This is a genomic window from Nocardia carnea, assembly GCF_029868325.1.
GTDB lineage: Bacteria > Actinomycetota > Actinomycetes > Mycobacteriales > Mycobacteriaceae > Nocardia > Nocardia carnea_C.
The window spans coordinates 14,059-30,011 of record NZ_JARWNW010000269.1 but is presented as its reverse complement, the minus strand read 5'-3'; the positions used below and the strand labels follow the sequence as shown (position 1 = coordinate 30,011).

The following is a 15,953-nucleotide window of genomic DNA, read 5'->3' as shown; positions in this document are numbered from 1 at the left end:
CTGTCTGCCGAGCCGCACTGCCCGGATGTTTGGATATCTTTGTGACATTCTTCCGTGGCTCACGGTGGGATACCACGGCGAAATCCGCGAATTATCGGTGTGCGCGACCGCTATGATTGTGAGAGTTACACAAAAGGAGGTAATCGTGAGTCAAGCTTCTTGGGGGCCGGTGGCCGGTGTTGTCGACTCGGTGCTCGACCGGCTCGACACGATCACCGATGACGCCGTCGCCCGGATTCGCACCGAACTCGCCGACTTCGCCCTGGTTCCCTACGACGAGCACCGGGAAGCCGTCCGAGAGCAGCTCCGGCGCAGGCTCATAGCGTTCGGGGAACGGCGAACTTGGAACCAGGACGATCTCGGCGAGGTGCGGGCGCTGGCCCGGCGTCGCGCTCGCCAGGCGATCGCCCTCGATGTGGTCATCAGGGCATACCACGTCGGTGACCGAGAGCTCTGGCGGCACCTGAGTACGGCGCCCGGGCAGGTACAAAAGCTGCTGCCGGAACTGGCTTCCCTCATGCTCGAATCACTGCAATCGGTGACATCCACCCTTGCCCTGGCACACGGATCCGAGACCCGTGCCCGTGATCGAATACAGATGGCGGTGTCGCAGCGGCTGATCGACCTGCTCAACACCGATACCCCCGATGCCGAAGCCACCCGGCTGGCGGAGTATCTCGGGTTCGACTCCGCCCGGCCCTTCATCGGGCTTGCGTACGTCCCGGGGAGCGGAGGATCGGACAGCGCCCCCGAAACCGGACCGCAGTTCGCGGACGGGTTGACCATCGCTCGCGGGGGGATCGGTGCTGTCCATGTCCTTGTGGTCCAAGCCGACGACAACAGCATTGCTCACGTGGCGGAGTCGCTCGCGACCGCCGCCTTCAGAGTCGGTGTCGGTTCCGGTCATCCCGGGGTCGCCGGAGCCGCACGGTCCTTGCGGCAGGCTCAGCTGGCCCTGTCCGCGACATCTGCCCGCAACGCCGTCAGCAGGTTCGGCGCGGATTGGCTGATCAACTGTGTGATGAGCCGCGCCGACCTCCTCGATCACGATGTCTACCATGCCGCCGAGGTCGCCGACGCACATCCCTCCCTGCGTGAGACAGTCATTGCTTTCGCGAAGGCCGATATGTCGATAACCCACTGTGCGCGAGGTAGTCACCTGCACGCCAACACGGTTGTCTACCGACTCGGCCGCTGGCGCGAACTGACCGGCTGGGACGCCCGCACCTTCACCGGCCTCACCCGGTCGATCGCAGCATGCGCGCTCGCGGACTCACCGGCGATCCCACCGACGCATTGACCTGAGCGATCGAACTCGCCGGCGGAGGTGGACTGTGACGACCTACTCAGCTTGCGACGAGCCGACTTCAGCCGGGTCCCAGGAGGCGCTGCCGACAAGTAGCGGTGGAGGTACGCCAGGTCCGGGAGAGGATGGGTCCGGGCTGTCCGCACACGACGTACAGGATTGCGTTTCGGAGTGCCCACGCTCATGTAGCGGGTTCCTGCAAAGTTGTGCAATGGATGCCTCCGCCTCCTGCGGCGATTCCGTCGATATTGATCTGCACGACTTCACGATCGCCGAACAGCCGCTGCAGGGTGTGGCGAGTGGCCTGGTCGGTGGTGGGATCACCGAATTCTGGGGCGATGACCGCGCCGTTGCAGACATAGAAGTTGGTATAGCCGGCGGCGAAATCGTTGTCAGCAAAGGATCCACGCACTATCGAGGGCCCTTCGAGGACCTCGACCTGTAGCGGTCGTCCGTGTACGTCCGTGGCTCGATGCAGGATGTCGAGGTGACGGCGGGTGATGTCGTAGTCGAAGGAGTCCGGATCGTTGTCCAGGCCCGCGACCACGATACCCGGGCGGGCGAAGCGGGTGTAGAAGTCGGTATGCCCATCCGTGATGTCCTTGCCGATCGTGCCGGGCAGCCAGATCACCTTCTCGATCCCGAGCAGGTTGGCCAGTTCTTCTTCGACGTCGTGTTTTTTCCAGCCCGGATTGCGGTTGTTGTTGAGCACGCAGCTTTCGGTGATGATCGCTGTTCCCTGACCGTCGACCTCGATGCCGCCACCTTCGAAGACGAGCTCGGTGCGCAGTGGTGCCACACCCGCGTGCTCGATAACGCACTGGGCGACTTCCGCGTCACGGCGGTGCTCTTGCTTGTTGCCCCAGCCGGTGAAGTTGAAGTCGGCAGCGGCGCGCCCGGTGCTGCCCGTCACGAACACCGGCCCGGTGTCACGTATCCACAGGTCGTCGATTTCCGCAGCGATCAATTCGACGTTCGTTCCGCTCACCAAGCTCTGCGCCAGTTCGAGCTCCCTTGGCCGGACCAGCATCGACACGGGTTCGAACCGGGCGATTGTGGTGGCGATCGCGGCGAGGTTGCGTTGGACCTCCGGCATCAGTTCGCCACCCCAGATGCGTTCGTCGGCGCCGAAGGCCATCCACGTCCGTGCGTGCAGCCCACTTTCCTCGGGCATCATCCACGTTCTCCCGTTTTCGCGTGAGCGATTTGCGCCACCAGCGCTGCGCGCAAGTTCTGCGCCGGCGCATCCTCCGGTCATCACTACACCGCTGACCGCGGCAATCTGCACGAATGTGCGCCGACGCATGCCGTATTGCTCCACTCTCTCGGCCCGGACGGCCTCGGGCCGGCTGGATGGCCGATGGGATCCTCACAAGGCTTCGAACGCCGGCGGTTGTGGCGGCTGCACCTCGAATGACATAGGAACCGCTACGAACGCCGTGTCGACTCGCCCTCCATGGCGACGTGATCCCGGATGCGGGTGAGCAAGGGCGTGCGCCCGGATAGCCCGGACGAGGTCGTGGTGATCGACGGGCCGTCCGTCGGATTGTGATCAGGGCTTGAGAATGAGCTTGCCTGTCGATGAGCCGCTTTCGAGGAGGCGATGAGCTTCGGCGGCATCGGCCAGGGGCATGGTATGGATCGGGGGTCCCGAGATCGTGCCCTCGGCGATCCAGCCTATCAGTTTCCCCACAGCGCCGATCGTCACCTCGGGGCGTAGCGCAAACCACACGCCCAAGTTGAACCCGGTCAGCGACTGGCCGGGTGCGGGGTCGTAGATCAGCGGGGTGAGGGCGTCGCCGTCGAGGTGATGCCCTTCCAGCCCGGTGACCGCTCCGTAGGTGATCAGTCGGCCGAAGGGGGCGAGCGCTGCGAGGGCTGTCGGGAGGTGCTTCGGGCCGGTCATCTCCAATGCCACGTCGACGCCCTTGCCTTCGGTCAACGCACGAACCTGATCGGGCCAGTCCGGCCGACGGTAGTCGATGGCATGGTGCGCGCCTTGGCTCAGCGCGATTTCACGTTTCTCCGGGGTCGACGCACCGGCGATTATCTTCTTGGCGCCGAGAGCTTTTGCGATCTGGACTGCGTAACTACCCACTCCACCGGCAGCGGCCGGGATGAATACAGTCTCCCCCTCCGCGAGTCCAGCCACCTCGGTCAGGATCAGTGTCGCGGTCGATCCGACAGCCAGCAGGCCGGCCGCCAGGTCGGAATCGACTCCTGGAGGAAGAGGGATCACATTGGCCTGTTGTGTGACCGCCAGCTCCGCGTAACCACCGTTGGAGTACCGCCCGACTGTTCCGAATACCGGTGTCCCGACCTCGAGTCCTGCCACATTCTCGCCGATAGCGGCGACAGTGCCGGCCACCTCCATGCCAGGAGTGAACGGCATCGGTGTGGGCTCGGGATACCGATCGCCACGACGACGCGCGATGTCGGCGAAGTTCACCGCGGCCGACTGGACGCGTATCACCACCTCACCGGCTGCCGGTACCGGGTCTGGAACTTCGACGTACTCCAGTACGTCGGCGGTGCCGGTCTCAGTCATCAAAATTGCCTTCATGGTCGTTCTCCTGTTTATTCGACAGTTGGTTTTCGTGGCTGCCGGCGCGGCGAAGAATGCGCCGGGTTTTCCTGGTCGGGCATAGAAGAAATGCATAAGGTCAGCCGCTGAGCAGGCGCGGGCGTAACCTCCGGATGCCGTTGCGCGGGGCTGCTTGTCACGGATAGTCAGATTCGCATCAGCTGCTCTGCGTTGCGGTGCGCGATCGCGTTCCGCTGATCGTCGTCGAGATCGGCGTGGATCAGGAACTCCGATACATCGTCTCGCACCAGGTAGGGGAAGTCTTCGGAGTGAATGATCCGGTCGGCGCCGACTTCGGCCAGCATGTAGTTCATCTGGTTGTGGGTGTACATACCCGACGGAGTCACCCACACGTGGTCGCGGTAATAATCGCTCACTGTGCGTTCGAGGTGGCCGGTCTTTGCGAAAGTTCCGTCGAGGCGGTCGAGCCACCCTGCGGCGAATTCGCCCCAGTGGCCGCTCAGGAGCTTGAGCCCGGGGTGACGGTCCAGAGCTCCGGACAAGATGAGCCTGAGTATGTGGATCCCGGCCTCCATATGCCAGCCGAAGGCATGGGTGGCCAAGGTGAATTGGACTGATGCCGGCCAGTTTCCAGAGTAGTAGCCGGCCAACGTGGGATTGCCCGGCATACCAGGATGTACATAGATCGGGAGGTCGACCTCCTCGGCGGCGGTCAGGATCGGATCGAAGCGCTCGTCGTCCAGGAATCGCCCGCCGCAGGTCCCCGTGACCAGAGTTCCTACGAAACCGAGTTCGTTCACGCATCGTTTCAGCTCGTCGGCTGCCGCCGCCGGATTGTGCAGGGGGATCGTGGCGAATCCGCGAAACCGGGTCGGATGCTCTGCAATCTGCTGTGCCAGACGGTCATTGACCCGACGGCAGAGATCGACGGCCTCGGGGCGGTCCAGGTTGTTCGGGCTGAACGCGCCGTGCGATACGACTTGGACATCGATCCCGGCCTTGTCCATATGGGCAAGGCGTTTACCGCCGAGCTGTTCGGCCGACTCCCGATCGGGCATGAACTCTGCCTGGATGAAGTCGGCGAATCCGTCATCGGGCTCCACCGGCAGCGGTCCCGATAGCGCCCGCACTTCGGCGCTGACCTCGGGGTGGTGGAAGTGTTCTTCGATAGTGATGACGCGCATCGATTTCATGATTGATAGGGTAATCAAGAAAATGGATTGTGTAAACAACTTTGCTACGACCGCCCGGCGTAGTCCGAGCCGCCGACGCGATAACGGCTGTGCAATGCTGAGAGTGGCCGAACCTAGGAGGAAAGATCCATGTCAGCTGCATCGTCACGTCGAAACGGTCGAGGCGGCAAACTGGCGAAGTCGGTGGAGCCGTCGCAGCGGGGCGCCGCTACGCGAGACGTGATTTTGGAGACGGCCATCGACTGCTTCGCGCGCTCCGGTTATGAAGGCACTTCCATGTCGGCCGTGGCGCGGAGTGCCGGCGTCGCCCAGCCGTTGATGCATTACTACTTCGCGTCGAAGGATGAGCTCTGGCGAGCCGCGATCAGCAAGGCGTTCAGCGAGATGCTGGTGCAGCAAAAACTCAACCATGAACTGGAGGAGTTGGATCCCGTCTCGGCGTTGCAGGTCTTGATTCGCCGGCATATCTCCTTCCTCGCCAGGCACCCCAACGTCGCGCCATTGCTGGCGAGCGAGGCCCAGTTCTCCACCGATAGGGTCAACTGGCTGACCGACACCTATATCGCTCCTTTGGAACAGCATCTGTCCAAGTTGATCGAGCTCGGTCGGCGAGACGGCCGGATCCGCGACGATCTTCCGATTCCGTTCGTGGCCCGCTTCATCGTCGGCAGCGCCTCCGCGTTCTTCATGACGAGTGCCTTGATGGAGCGGATGTACGGTATCGACACAGCCGACCCGGATGCCGTCGAGACGTACACCCGGGTCACGATCGACCTGACATTGAAGGGGCTTCTGACTACCGAACAGGATTGATCAGGATGGCCGCGTAGCTCCGATATCCGCCGGCGGGTGTGCGACGACACGGTTGCTCAGTGTGCCGATCCCCTCGACCTCGATATCGACGATATCGCCGGGCTCGAGGAAACGGCCTGTCGCCGCTCCGACCCCGGCGGGTGTACCCGTGCAGATCAAGTCCCCCGGTAGTAACGTGACCATTCGCGATACCGCCGACACAAGCGTCGGAATATCGAAAATCAGATCGCTCGTCCTGCCCTGTTGCCGGATTTCTCCGTTCACTGTGGTCGTCAAGCCGACGTCCAGCGGTAAGGAAAAGGAGTCCGTCGTCACCACAGCGGGACCGATCGGCTTGAACGTATCCAGCGCCTTCGAGAAGCCGAGGCCCGCCGAGCCCGCTTCCCGAAGTGCGGCTGCCTGTAGGTCTCGGGCCGATACATCGTTGACACAGGTCAGCCCGCCGACGAAGTTCCACGCATCCTCGGCCGGCACGTTGTATGCGGCACGGGCGATCACTACACCTACCTCTCCTTCGTAATCGACAAAATCCGGTGCCGCCGGCGGCAGGACGATGTGGTCCCCGGGGCCCGTCACCGGCCCACCGTCGACGCAGAAGAACGTCGGCGAGGCCGGAATCTCCGCGCCGGTCTCCGACGCATGGGCGCGGTAGTTCAGGCCGACCACAACGATCCGGCACGGCCTGCCGATCGGGGCCAACAGTTCGACTTCGTCGAACGCGACCTGTGCCCGGACGGGCGCTGTCGCGGCCTGCTCGGGGCCTGCTTCGAACAACGCTGCCACGTCCGGGTAGGGCAGGTCGAGTAGTAGTAGGCCGTCGTCGCTGTTGCGCGCGAGTCCTCGAGAAGTTCTGTAGAGGTGCATCTGTTCCCTGTCTTCCAGGCGGTTGGTGATGGGCCGTTTCGGGTGGCGCGTGCCCGCTCGGGGGTTGACGCCGTGGACAAGCCGTCCTAAATTGATAGTACTATCAAGAAGAATGATATGGTCAACAAACTCGGGGGAGAACGGGAGATCGCAGTGTCACAGGAGGCTTCGCCGCACGCCGTGGAAGCCGCGGCGCCGATCAGTCCGGCACGGCTCGCGCACGTCGTTCTGCGCACGACTCGCTACGAAGAAATGCTCACTTGGTACAAGACGGTGCTGGCTGCTCGCACGACATTCGAGGCGCCGGGTGCGCTGTGCTTCTTGACTTACGACGAGGAGCATCACCGCGTCGCAGTGGCCAATGTGCCGACATTGGTGGAGCGCCCGGCGATGTCCGCAGGCCTCGAGCACGTTGCCTTCACCTACGCCACACTCGGACACCTCGTGGCGACCTACGAAAGACTCAAAGCGCTGGGAATCGAGCCGTATTGGACGATCAACCACGGGCCGACGATCTCGTTCTACTACCGAGACCCGGACAGCAATCAGATCGAGCTGCAGGTAGACAATTTCGCCACTATCGACGAGACCAACGCCTTTCTTGCCGTGGAATTCCCCAAGAATCCCATCGGTGTGGAGATCGACGCCGATGATTTCGTACGAAGGTTCCACGATGGGGTTCCCGAATTCGAATTGCGCAAGCGGCCCGACACCGGAGCGGGCGGCTTCGATGCCGTCCGCACGATATGAGGGGCAATCGTATGCGCAACGAACCCGGCCTTGTCGTAGACAGTGAAACACGTCGTGCGATCGAAGCTCTAACCACCGAATACTCCTGGCTCGTCGACCATGGACACGCCGACCGAGCAGCGGATCTTTTCACCTCTGACGCGGTCATGTCCGTGGCGGGAAGTGAGGTCAGCGGGATCGTCGCCATTCGCCGGCATCTGGAACAGCGTGCGCACAACCAGGACATCCTGTCTCGACATATCGTGTCCAATATCCGGCTGACCCGAGAAGATGCCGACCAGGTCCGGGGAACGATCATCATGACCATCTACCGGAAAATCGGCGAAGCCGAACGACCGCAGGTGATCATCGGCGATGTCGATGACGTGTACCGACTCGAAAAGGACGGACGCTGGCGCCTTGCGCAACGCAAGTTGACGCCGGCTTTCGTCATCGACGGCCTCTGATGTCGGCGGCCGGTCATATATCGATCTACCCATGCCGTTTCGGCGCCCGAAAGGAAGAATGTAGTGCCACGCTGTGATGTACCAGTACTGATCGTAGGCGGCGGTAGTACCGGACTGATGATGTCCATCATGTTGTCGGACTACGGAATCGAGCATATGCTCATCGAGCGCCACGATTCGACATCCGATCTTCCCAAAGCTCACTACCTGAATCCGCGCACGATGGAGATATTCCGGCAGTTCGGCATAGCCGACGCCGTGTACGCGCAAGGTATCCCACTGAAAGACATGTCCAAGGTCGAGTGGCGGACAACGCTGACCGGCGCGGGTCCACACAACGGGAAACAGATATTCGAGATGGAATGCTTCGGTGCCGGCAGTTCCACCGCAGAGTACCGGCGCAATTCTGTATGTCCGCCTACCAATCTTCCGCAACTTCGCCTGGAACCGCTGTTGCGAGCCGCAGCACATGACCGAAGTTCCGGAGCAGTGAAATTCGGGCACGAACTACTGAGCCTGGCGGACAACGGTCAAGGCGTCGAGGCGCTGGTGCACGACCGCGCCGGCGGCGAGGAATACTCGGTACACGCGGACTATGTCGTCGGTGCCGACGGTGGAAAAACCATAGGCCGGCTCCTCGGAATAGGTATGGTCGGTGCTTCCAAGATCTTCGAGACCGTCACCGCGCATATATCCGCAGACCTTTCGCGCTGGTGGAACGAGGGAGTCATCATCTCCCACTTCCTGCCCAGCGGTGGACGCCTGGTCCCGATGGGGCCCTCGTGGGGCCCGAAATCAGAGGAATGGACTGCGCACTTCGCGGTTCTCCCGGGCGAGCCCGTACCCGACGACGCAGCGATCGTCGGAAAGATCGGTGAGCTGGTCGGTGCCGATATAGACATCTCGGTGAAGAAGATCAGCCACTGGTGGGCCGAATCCGTACTCGCGGAACGCTATCAGGACGGCCGCATTCTTCTCGTCGGCGATTCCGCTCATCGTCTTCCGCCGACGACGGGCCTCGGCCTCAACAGCGGGATCCAAGACGTGCACAATCTCGCCTGGAAACTCGCGGCTGTCCGTCGCGGCCATGCTTCGCCACGCCTCCTGGACAGCTACGGGACAGAACGTCAGCCAGTCGGCCTCCGCAATGTCGAGTGGGCCATGTTCGCCGCACAGAACCACCTCGCCATCGACGCCGGGTTCGGGCTCATCCCCTTTCCGTTGCCACCCGAAGTGAACGATTTGATCATCAACGGATTCTTCGCCGACGGTCTGGTAGGTGAGGCGCGTCGCTCCCGCTTCCGCACGGTCGCCGAAACGCAGCGTATCGAGTTCAGCGCACAAGAACTCGAGATGGGCTACGACTATGCGACCGGGGCCCTGGTACCGGACGGGTCCGCATCGACACCCGGTGATCCTCTCGGGCAGGTCTATACTCCCACGACCCGCCCGGGACATCGGCTTCCCCATTCCTGGCTGGAGCACGCCGGCGAGCGGATTTCGACCCATGACCTCGTCGGTCCCGAAGATGCCGTCGCGCTGATCACGGGGAGCCGGGGCGGTACGTGGGTCGACGCGGCAAGGGAAGTGGCCGAGAAGCTGGCCATCACCATCGCGACAGCTCAAATAGGCACAACGCACCGCGACGTGGACGGGCAATGGAGTGCTGTGCGTGAAATCGAGGATGACGGTGTGGTTATCGTCCGCCCGGACAACCATGTCGCCTGGCGTAGCATGTCGAGCAACGAGCAGCCTGTCGCGGCTCTCACCGCTGCGGTTGAAACGGTCCTCGCGCGGTGACCGACGAGCGCGACCGGGCGTCGGGCGCGGGCGCATCGCGGTGGCGGGTCGACCCGGCCACATCCCGGATTTCGTTCGAAGCCCGCTGGATGTTCGGGGCGCGGATGGCGCGCGGAGCTTTCGAGCGATTCGCTGGATGGGCAGCACTGCACGACGACGGGTCGCTGGACGGAGAACTGACCATGGACCCGTCCAGCGTGAACACCGGTATTCGGCTACGAGATCGACATCTGCAGAACAGGCTGTTTCTCGACTCCGGCAACTATCCCGTTATCACTTTCATATCACGTGACATCCGCCTCCACGGTCCATCGCTTACGGGTGCGGGACGCCTCGTGGTCCGCGATCGAGGTGTCGAAGTACCTCTGCGCGGAGCAGTTCGCATCGATGCCGAGCAGTTGACCTTGTCCGGCAGTGCGACTCTGGACGTGCGCCGATTCGGATGGCCCACAGCATTGGGCTACATCGGCCGCTCGCTCGTCGTGGACGGTGCCATATCACTGGAGCGTCATGCCTAACTCCGACGCGAACACTTCCCGGAAGGCTGCCGCGCTCCCGAAGGAGTTCAACTGGCTATGAAAACAAGCGCCCTACACCAGCCGAACCATAACGGTCACCTTCTTGTCGGGGCCTTGCGCCGTTATGCGGATTCGCCGATGCTTTCGTCCCGGTCCACCACGCTGTCGGGGCGTCGATTAGGTGAAGAAGTCAGCCGTTATATTCAAGCATCCGAGTCGCTGGGTGCGGGGTCCGATTCGTCGGTGGCCCTGCTTTCGCGAAACCGCCCTGAGGTCTTGATCGATATCGCCGCCATGCATATTCGCGGCTATCGGCGCGTGGCCTTGCATCCGCTCGGTTCGCTGGACGACCACGCCTACATTCTCGAGGACTCCGGTGCCACCGCACTGATCGTCGACCCCACACCCGAGTACGTGCAGCGCGCGCTGGCCCTCATGGATCGTGTCGAATCACTGCGCCAGATCTTGACGTTCGGCCCGGTGCCGCGGGAGTTGGCGCATGTCGCGACAGACATAGTCGGCCACGCGGCGACATTCCAGCCGCAACCGCTGGTCGCCGCCGCGTTGTCACCGCATCACGTCACCAGCCTGGTGTACACCGGCGGCACCACCGGGAAGCCGAAGGGCGTCCAGCTGACTGCACAGAGCTACTTCAGTATGACGACGATCCAGCTGGCCGAATGGGAGTGGCCCAGCCGCCCCCGGTTCCTCAGCTGTACGCCTCTCTCGCATGCTGGTGCGGCCTTCGTCACCCCCGTATTGGTGAACGGTGGAACGTTCCTCTTATTGCCGAAGTTCGACGCAGCCGCCGTGCTGGAGACAATCGAGAAGAAGCGAATAACAGCACTGATGCTCGTCCCGTCGATGATCTACGCGCTGCTGGATCATCCCGATCTCGACAAGCGTGACCTCTCGTCGCTCGAGATCATCTATTACGGTGCATCCGCAATCAACCCGGCACGGCTGGCGGAGGCGCTCGACCGCTTCGGTCCGAAACTCGCCCAGTTCTACGGCCAATCCGAAGCTCCGATGGCGATCACCTACTTGTCCACGACCGAGCACGACGAACGACGGCGCAGCTCCTGCGGCCGGCCGACACAGTTCGTACGATGCGCCCTGCTGGGCGACGACGGCGAGCCGGTGCGCCGAGGCCGAGTGGGGGAGATCTGCGTCAGCGGTCCATTGCTCAGCGACGGCTATCGGAATCAGCACGAGATCACCGCGGCTACCTTCCGCGATGGTTGGTTGCACACTGGAGACCTCGCTCGCGAAGACCGCGACGGTTACCTGTACATCGTGGACCGGATCAAGGACATGATCGTTACGGGCGGCTTCAATGTCTTCCCACGGGAGGTGGAGGACATCATCTCCGAACACCCAGCCGTGGAACAGGTCTGTGTCGTCGGAACCCCCGACGACAAATGGGGGGAAGCAGTGACCGCGGTGCTCGTGCTCCGCCCCAGCGCTCGCCGTGACGACGAGTTCATTCCGGTTCTCAGTTCCGAGCTCCGGGAGAACGTGCGAGGTCGCAAGGGCCCGGTGCACACGCCGAAGCGTTTCGTGGTGGTCGATTCCATACCGCTGACCGGCTTGGGAAAGCCGGACAAGAAAGCGGTTCGAACAATCCTCGAACACATATCGGCAGCCGGGTAACCAGCCGATCGACATCACACCATCCCGGCTACTGCCAACGATGACAGGAGTACGCATATGACCGCGATCGAGATCACAGCCAGACCGGCCGTTCCCGCCCGGCACTGGATCAACGCGGAATGGACCGAATCTGCCGTTACGGGGCAGTCCGTCAATCCGTCAACCGGGGAAGTGGTCGGAGAATTCCGAGACGGAGGTGCCGACGAGGCGGCCGCCGCCATCGCCGCCGCCGGCGCCGCCTTCACGGCACGGCAATGGTCCCGCGACGTAAATCTGCGGGCGCGTGCGATATCTCAGATCGCCGACGGCATCGAAGCGCGGTCCCGGGAACTGGCATCCAGGCTGAGCCAAGAGAACGGCAAACTCCTGTGGCAGGCCAATTTCGAAGTCGATACCGCAGTTCAGTGGATGCGTTACAACGCTGCCGCCTGCCTCATCAACTCGGATACCGGCCGACATGCCGATATCACCCCGGACGTCCACTTCCGTTCCAGTCCTGAACCGCTCGGCGTCGCCGGGATCATCACCCCCTGGAACGCCCCGATCACCCTTACCGCGCGGGGGCTGGGCCCAGCGCTGGCCGCAGGGTGCACAGCTGTCGTCAAGATGCCGGCACAGACAGCCTTGACCAATACTCTTTTCGCGGAAGCAGTCGCGCAAAGCTCTATTCTCCCGGCCGGCGTGGTGAACATCTTCACCGAGTCCGGCAGCTCGGGCGCGGAGCTGCTGGTGAGCTCTCCGGATGTTGCGGTTATCAGCTATACGGGCAGCACGTCGGTCGGCCGTAAGATCGTCGAGGCGAGCGCCCCCCGGCTGAAGAGACTCAATCTCGAGCTGGGCGGAAAAACGCCGCTGATACTCCTGGACGACGCAGATCTCGATGCGGCCATTCCCACCGTGGTGTCTGCTGCAACGATGTTGAACGGTCAGTTCTGTGTCACCGGGTCACGGGTACTCGTACACCGCGCTATCGCCGACGAAGTCCGTACTCGGCTCAGTGCGGCACTGGCGGCAGTACAACCGGGTCCGAGTGATGACCCCGCCAGCCAGATCGGGCCGCTGATCGACAGGGCGAGTGCCGTGCGGGTCGACCGGCTGGTAGAAGCTGCCATGGCCCATGCAGTACCGCTGGTCAGAGGTGGACTCGTTACCGACGGGCCGTTGGCCGCCGGCGCGTTCTACCGGCCCACCCTACTCGAGGTCGAGCGGCTCGATATCCCCGTAGTCCAAGAGGAAATATTCGGACCGGTGCAGACATTCGAGGTATTCGATTCCGATGTGGATGCAATTCATCGAGCGGACGCCACCGAGTATGGGCTGGGAGCAGCGATTTTCACCCGGAACTCCGGTCGTGCGCGCGCGATCGGCCGTGAATTGCAGACTGCGGGCGTGTGGATCAACACGTGGGGACTGCTCAACGAGAAGTTCGAGCAAGGGGGATACAAGGCAAGCAGCAACGGAGGGTTCCTCTGTGGTCCGCGCGCACTCGAGCAGTTTCAGCAGATCAAGGTGTACGGGGAATTCACGTCCGTCCAGAGCTGATGGAGAGGGCACTAACCAGATCTTGTCGACAGAGGAACATTCATGAAGTCGCAACCTTCGCTGTCCGGCCTGACGATTCTCATGTCCGGTGGCAGCCGCGGTATCGGATCGGCCATTGCCGTGCGTGCAGCCCGTGCCGGCGCAAACATTGCGTTCGTCGCCAAGACCGACGTTCCGGATAAACGATTGCCCGGCACCGTCCACACCGCTGCCGCTGAGATCGAGAGCGCTGGTGGCCGAGCACTTCCGATCATCGGCGATATCCGCGACGACGAGACGATCACTCGGGCGGTGACACAGACTGTCGATCGATTCGGCGGTATCGACATAGTCGTCAACAACGCCTCGGCAATTACGCTGAGCGGCATCGGAGAGCTCTCACTCAAACGCTACGACCTGATGCAGGACATCAATACCCGCGGAACCTTCGCCCTGACCTCGGCGGCGCTACCACACCTGCTGGAATCTCGCCACCCTCATGTACTGACGCTGTCTCCGCCGTTGAACCCGGATCGCCGCTGGCTCGCCGAGTATGCGCCTTACACAGTCAGCAAATACGGTATGACCATGCTGACCCTCGGGGTCGCGGAGCAATACCGTGAGCGGATTGCGGCGAATTGCCTGTGGCCGCGCACCCTGATCGCCACCGCCGCGGTACAGAATATCGTCGCCGGTGCCGAGGGGATGCGTGCGGCCCGCCGCCCTGAGATAATGGCCGATGCGGCCGCGATCGTCCTCGGTCTCACCGCGGCCCAGGCCACGGGGCGGTGCTTCATCGACGAGGATGTTCTCACCGAGGCCGGAATCTCGAATCTGGACCGCTACCTTCACGACGGTGCGACCGCGACGAACCTCGTACCCGATTTGTTTCTCTGACTATGTGAATTGGAGAATGCACCAAACCGGGGGTTCGGTGCACGACATCAAAGGCATCACAGGGTCTGCTGCACAGCTGGTCTCTTGCGAACAGTTCGCTCGGCGACGAGGACCGGGGCGATGACAGCGGCACTGAACTGGTACCGCGCGGCGGGCAGTTCGTGGAGTTCGGTTCCCACGGCAGAACGATTGAATCGGGCGGTGTGGCGCTTGCGTCGGACGGTTCCGAGGGCCCGTGCCCGCGCACCTTTCCTGCCTCCCACGGTCGAGCGCAGCATCCGCGCTCGCGGACTCACGGACGACTCCACCGATGGCGGTGCCCCCGGAGGGCCCTCCGACGTGACCACGCAGTGCTCACTTCATCCCTGCGCAGCGCTGCCGAGAACTCCTGCTTCGACCAGATCGGTGACCTCCGACTCCGGCAACCCGGTGACCCGGGTGAGGACGTCTGTGGTGTCCTGTCCGAGCTTCGGTGCGGCTCCGCAGTGTAGGTGCCGGTGGTCGAACAGGGCTGCCGTGCCGGCCGCCAGGTAATTCCCGACGCCTGCCTGGTCGAGCTCGGCGAAGAGCGGGTTGTCCTGGACATCCGGTGAGGCGAAGGTTTCGGCGAAGGTCCGGTAGCGCTCGTGGAGGACACCGCATCTACGCAGGGCGGAGGTGATCCGGTCGGCGGTGTGTTGTGCGAACCAGTCGGCGAACAGCGCGGTGAGCAGATCGCGGTAGCGGAACCTGTCGGCGTCCTGTGTGAAGTCCGCGCCCAGCGCCGACTCGAGCGCCGCTACGGCTGCGGTGGTGCCGGTCGCCGCTATGAGCCCGCGGAAATGCCTCGGAGTGAGGGCGACGATCATGAACCGGGAACCATCGGCGGCCACGAAATCGGTTCCGTAGGTTCCGTACACATGGTTGCCGGTCCGGGGTCGTTCGGTGCCGTTGACCTGAATTTCGGTGAGGTACCCGAGTGTTCCGGCAAGCGACAAGGCGATGTTTTCGAGAGGAAGTGTGATGTGGGTGCCCGCACCGGTTTTCGTGCGGTGCAGCACTGCTGCGGTGAGCGCGAATGCGGCGTAGAAGCCACAGGCGATATCCCATGCGGGCAGTGTGTGGTTGACCGGTTCCGGATTGTCGGCCGGGCCGGTGAGGAACGGGAACCCGGCGGCCGCGTTGACGGTGTAGTCGACGCCGGGTGTGCCGTCGCGCCGGCCGAGGATCTCGAGGGTGATGACATCCGGCCGGTCCCGTTCGAGGACGTCGTGTCCGAGCCATTCCCGTCCGCTGGTGTTGGTCACCAGGATGCCGCCGCCGTCGCCCGGTGCTGTGATCAGCCGCTGGATCATGCGCTGCCCTTCCGGGCTGCGCATATCGCAGGCGACGGATTGTTTGCCCCGGTTCAGGCCGGTCCAGTAGATACTGGTGCCGTTGCCGGTGGCCGGCAACCTGGTGTGGTCGGCCGCACCTCCCAGCGGATCGACACGAATCACATCGGCGCCCAGTTGTGCGAGGGTCAGCCCGCACAGCGGCGAGGCGACGAAACTGGATACCTCCACGACTCGAAGTCCGGATAGGGGGAGCTTTTCGGAGTCGAGGGACATGAAATTCCATCCTGTCGGTCGTGGGCTGCAGCGTGAGCCGTGGATGTATCGGTGCTCT

General features: G+C 63.0%; 15 protein-coding genes. 9 read left to right on the top strand and 6 right to left on the bottom strand.

All coding sequences use genetic code 11. From position 1 onward, the window contains the following. Positions 1 to 145: 145 nt before the first annotated feature. Positions 146 to 1,300: a PucR family transcriptional regulator gene (locus tag QH196_RS25780; RefSeq protein WP_280418421.1), complete on the top strand. Its 1,155-nt coding sequence runs from the start codon at positions 146 to 148 to the stop codon at positions 1,298 to 1,300. A gap of 187 nt (positions 1,301 to 1,487) precedes the next feature. Here the strand turns inward: QH196_RS25780 and QH196_RS25775 are convergent, their stop codons facing one another. The 3 genes from QH196_RS25775 to QH196_RS25765 form a co-directional block, all read right to left on the bottom strand. Then, the gene (locus tag QH196_RS25775; protein WP_280418420.1) at positions 1,488 to 2,612 is read right to left on the bottom strand and encodes an agmatine deiminase family protein; all 1,125 of its coding nucleotides are present in this window, start codon (positions 2,610 to 2,612) and stop codon (positions 1,488 to 1,490) included. A 246-nt stretch (positions 2,613 to 2,858) separates the two neighbouring features. Next, positions 2,859 to 3,965, bottom strand: coding sequence for a quinone oxidoreductase family protein (locus tag QH196_RS25770; RefSeq protein ID WP_280418419.1), 1,107 nt, complete (start codon positions 3,963 to 3,965; stop codon positions 2,859 to 2,861). 71 nt (positions 3,966 to 4,036) lie between these two features. Then, positions 4,037 to 5,083, bottom strand: a complete 1,047-nt coding sequence (locus QH196_RS25765) for an amidohydrolase family protein (RefSeq protein WP_280418418.1) — start codon at positions 5,081 to 5,083, stop codon at positions 4,037 to 4,039. Between the two features lie 90 nt (positions 5,084 to 5,173). Between QH196_RS25765 and QH196_RS25760 the strand changes: the two genes are divergently transcribed. Next, complete coding sequence (locus QH196_RS25760) at positions 5,174 to 5,857, top strand: TetR/AcrR family transcriptional regulator (RefSeq protein ID WP_280418417.1); 684 nt, start codon at positions 5,174 to 5,176, stop codon at positions 5,855 to 5,857. Here the strand turns inward: QH196_RS25760 and QH196_RS25755 are convergent, their stop codons facing one another. After that, complete coding sequence (locus QH196_RS25755; RefSeq protein ID WP_280418416.1) at positions 5,858 to 6,721, bottom strand: fumarylacetoacetate hydrolase family protein; 864 nt, start codon at positions 6,719 to 6,721, stop codon at positions 5,858 to 5,860. A gap of 117 nt (positions 6,722 to 6,838) precedes the next feature. On the opposite strand from QH196_RS25755, the gene QH196_RS25750 reads away from it, so the two are divergent. The 7 genes from QH196_RS25750 to QH196_RS25720 all read left to right on the top strand — a co-directional run bounded on the left by QH196_RS25750 (position 6,839) and on the right by QH196_RS25720 (position 14,306). Beyond that, on the top strand, positions 6,839 to 7,471 hold the full coding sequence (locus QH196_RS25750) for a VOC family protein (RefSeq protein WP_280418415.1): 633 nt from the start codon (positions 6,839 to 6,841) through the stop codon (positions 7,469 to 7,471). A gap of 11 nt (positions 7,472 to 7,482) precedes the next feature. Next, the gene (locus QH196_RS25745) at positions 7,483 to 7,917 is read left to right on the top strand and encodes a nuclear transport factor 2 family protein (RefSeq protein WP_280418414.1); all 435 of its coding nucleotides are present in this window, start codon (positions 7,483 to 7,485) and stop codon (positions 7,915 to 7,917) included. Between the two features lie 63 nt (positions 7,918 to 7,980). Continuing rightward, complete coding sequence (locus QH196_RS25740; protein WP_280418413.1) at positions 7,981 to 9,717, top strand: FAD-dependent monooxygenase; 1,737 nt, start codon at positions 7,981 to 7,983, stop codon at positions 9,715 to 9,717. Continuing rightward, positions 9,714 to 10,235 (top strand): YceI family protein, encoded by a 522-nt coding sequence (locus QH196_RS25735; RefSeq protein ID WP_280418412.1) that lies wholly within the window; start codon positions 9,714 to 9,716, stop codon positions 10,233 to 10,235. The genes QH196_RS25740 and QH196_RS25735 overlap by 4 nt, the downstream gene beginning before the upstream one ends. A 57-nt stretch (positions 10,236 to 10,292) precedes the next feature. Next, the gene (locus QH196_RS25730) at positions 10,293 to 11,888 is read left to right on the top strand and encodes an AMP-binding protein (protein ID WP_280418411.1); all 1,596 of its coding nucleotides are present in this window, start codon (positions 10,293 to 10,295) and stop codon (positions 11,886 to 11,888) included. Between the two features lie 57 nt (positions 11,889 to 11,945). Then, positions 11,946 to 13,430 carry an aldehyde dehydrogenase family protein gene (locus tag QH196_RS25725; RefSeq protein WP_280418410.1) on the top strand — a complete coding sequence of 495 codons (1,485 nt, stop codon included), beginning with the start codon at positions 11,946 to 11,948 and terminating at the stop codon, positions 13,428 to 13,430. A gap of 42 nt (positions 13,431 to 13,472) precedes the next feature. Then, a complete protein-coding gene (locus QH196_RS25720) occupies positions 13,473 to 14,306 on the top strand; it encodes an SDR family oxidoreductase (protein WP_280418409.1) in 834 nt (277 codons plus the stop codon). Positions 14,307 to 14,362: 56 nt separating this feature from the next. Here the strand turns inward: QH196_RS25720 and QH196_RS25715 are convergent, their stop codons facing one another. Together QH196_RS25715 and QH196_RS25710 are read right to left on the bottom strand one after the other, a co-directional pair. Beyond that, positions 14,363 to 14,485: a hypothetical protein gene (locus QH196_RS25715; protein ID WP_280418408.1), complete on the bottom strand. Its 123-nt coding sequence runs from the start codon at positions 14,483 to 14,485 to the stop codon at positions 14,363 to 14,365. A gap of 180 nt (positions 14,486 to 14,665) precedes the next feature. After that, on the bottom strand, positions 14,666 to 15,895 hold the full coding sequence (locus QH196_RS25710) for a CoA transferase (protein WP_280418407.1): 1,230 nt from the start codon (positions 15,893 to 15,895) through the stop codon (positions 14,666 to 14,668). Between the last annotated feature and the right edge of the window lie 58 nt (positions 15,896 to 15,953).

Coding starts and splice junctions, on each gene's coding strand:
- QH196_RS25775 (WP_280418420.1), bottom strand. CDS start 2,612: ATGCGTCGGCGCACATTCGTGCAGATTGCCGCGGTCAGCGGTGTAGTG.
- QH196_RS25730 (WP_280418411.1), top strand. CDS start 10,293: ATGAAAACAAGCGCCCTACACCAGCCGAACCATAACGGTCACCTTCTT.
- QH196_RS25745 (WP_280418414.1), top strand. CDS start 7,483: ATGCGCAACGAACCCGGCCTTGTCGTAGACAGTGAAACACGTCGTGCG.
- QH196_RS25750 (WP_280418415.1), top strand. CDS start 6,839: ATGGTCAACAAACTCGGGGGAGAACGGGAGATCGCAGTGTCACAGGAG.
- QH196_RS25760 (WP_280418417.1), top strand. CDS start 5,174: ATGTCAGCTGCATCGTCACGTCGAAACGGTCGAGGCGGCAAACTGGCG.
- QH196_RS25770 (WP_280418419.1), bottom strand. CDS start 3,965: ATGCATTTCTTCTATGCCCGACCAGGAAAACCCGGCGCATTCTTCGCC.
- QH196_RS25725 (WP_280418410.1), top strand. CDS start 11,946: ATGACCGCGATCGAGATCACAGCCAGACCGGCCGTTCCCGCCCGGCAC.
- QH196_RS25710 (WP_280418407.1), bottom strand. CDS start 15,895: ATGTCCCTCGACTCCGAAAAGCTCCCCCTATCCGGACTTCGAGTCGTG.
- QH196_RS25720 (WP_280418409.1), top strand. CDS start 13,473: ATGAAGTCGCAACCTTCGCTGTCCGGCCTGACGATTCTCATGTCCGGT.
- QH196_RS25755 (WP_280418416.1), bottom strand. CDS start 6,721: ATGCACCTCTACAGAACTTCTCGAGGACTCGCGCGCAACAGCGACGAC.